2 protein-coding genes are annotated in these 1,592 nt (G+C 74.7%); both read left to right on the top strand.

Annotated features, from left to right (window positions below):
- The first annotated feature begins 52 nt into the window (after positions 1–52).
- The gene (locus ABZV94_RS41535) at positions 53–1,375 is read left to right on the top strand and encodes a hypothetical protein (RefSeq protein WP_356350281.1); all 1,323 of its coding nucleotides are present in this window, start codon (positions 53–55) and stop codon (positions 1,373–1,375) included.
- Between the two features lie 14 nt (positions 1,376–1,389).
- Positions 1,390–1,533 (top strand): hypothetical protein, encoded by a 144-nt coding sequence (locus ABZV94_RS41530; RefSeq protein ID WP_356350284.1) that lies wholly within the window; start codon positions 1,390–1,392, stop codon positions 1,531–1,533.
- The last annotated feature ends 59 nt before the right edge of the window (positions 1,534–1,592 follow it).

Below are 1,592 nucleotides of genomic sequence, written 5' to 3'. Positions count from 1 at the left end.
GCCCCGCGCCACCGCCAACGCGCCCAGGACCGCCGTCGACCCCGCGTGCCGCATGAACCGCAGCCGGACCGCCTTCGCCGAGGGTGTCGAACGGCTGCGGGCCGCCGCGACGACCGAGCCGGGGCGGTTGCGGATCATCGGTGCCGTCCTGGCGCTGCTGGTCGTCGCGTTCGGGGCGGTCACCGCCTGGCAGACCAGTACCCGCTCGGCCGCCGCCGACGACGTGCTGCACCGCAGCCAGCCGCTCAGTTCCGGCGCGGCCGACATCTACCGGTCGCTGGCCGACGCCAACACCGCGGCCTCCAGCGGGTTCCTCGCGGGCGGGCAGGAGAACGCGCGGTCCAGGGACCGGTACGAGAAGGACATCCGCACCGCCGCCGCCGGGCTCGTCACCGCCGCCGCCAACGCCGAGCCGGGCTCCGCCTCCGAGGAGACCATCGCCGGGCTGAACCGGCTGCTGCCCGAGTACAAGGGCCTCATCGAGCGGGCCCGGACGTACAACCGGCAGGGCTATCCGGTCGGCGGCGCCTATCTGCGGTACGCCAACGAGAAGATGCAGAAGCAGATGCTCCCGGCGGCGGAGGCCCTCTACACCACGGAGAACCGGCGGCTCGACGCGGACTACGCGGACGCGACGCCGTACCCGTGGACCGCGATCGCGCTCGGGCTGCTGGCGCTGGCCGCGCTCGGCTGGGCCCAGCACCGCATGTACCGGCGCACCCACCGCGTCCTCAACCACGGCCTGGTCGCCGCCAGCGCCGCGACGGCCGTCGCCCTGCTGTGGCTGGTCGTGGGCCACGCCGTCGCCCGGTCGGGGCTGGACGGCTCCTACCAGCACGGCATCCGCTCGCTCAACGTGCTCCACGACGCCCGGATCGCCTCCCTGAAGGCGCGCGGCAACGAGAACCTGAGCCTGGTGGCGCGGGGCGCCGAGACCGTCACGGTCGACGGCACGACGTACGACGCCTACTACCACGACTTCGACAAGGACATCGCCGTGCTCGGCAGGGGGCTGACCGAGGCGGCGCGGCTCGCCGACGACCAGGGGGGCACCGCACCGGTCAAGGCGGCCGAGGCCGACATGGCGGTGTGGAAGCAGCGCCACTCCGCGGCCCGCGCCGAGGACGAGAACGGCAACTACCAGCAGGCGCTGGACAAGGTGATCGGCGCCAAGGGCGCGACCGCCGAGTGCTTCGACGGCGTCGACCGCAGTCTCGCCCGGGCCATCGACCACGAGCAGGCCGAGTTCCAGCGGGCGGCCGGGGACGGGCGGGACGCCATGACCGGACTGCCGGAGGGCGCCGCCGTCCTCGCGGTGCTGGGCGCGGCCGGCGCCGTCGCCGGCATCGGCCGCAGACTTTCGGAGTACCGGTGACAGGGGGCAAGGCGATGGACCTGAGCCGTGCGCGGTCCGCCCTGCGAGGCTGGGGCGGGGTCGCCGCGATGGCGGTGCTGTGCGCGCTGGCGCTGGCGTTCGTCCTGCTGCTGCCGCGCACCCCGCCGTACCGGTGCGCGAGGACCCGCGGGACGTGATCGTCGCGCGCGACGCGCTGAAGTTCACGGACCTGCCGCGGGGCGCGCGCATCGGCACC

It is taken from the genome of Streptomyces sp. NPDC004658, assembly GCF_040609555.1.
GTDB lineage: Bacteria > Actinomycetota > Actinomycetes > Streptomycetales > Streptomycetaceae > Streptomyces.
This window is presented reverse-complemented; position numbering and strand designations above follow the sequence as displayed.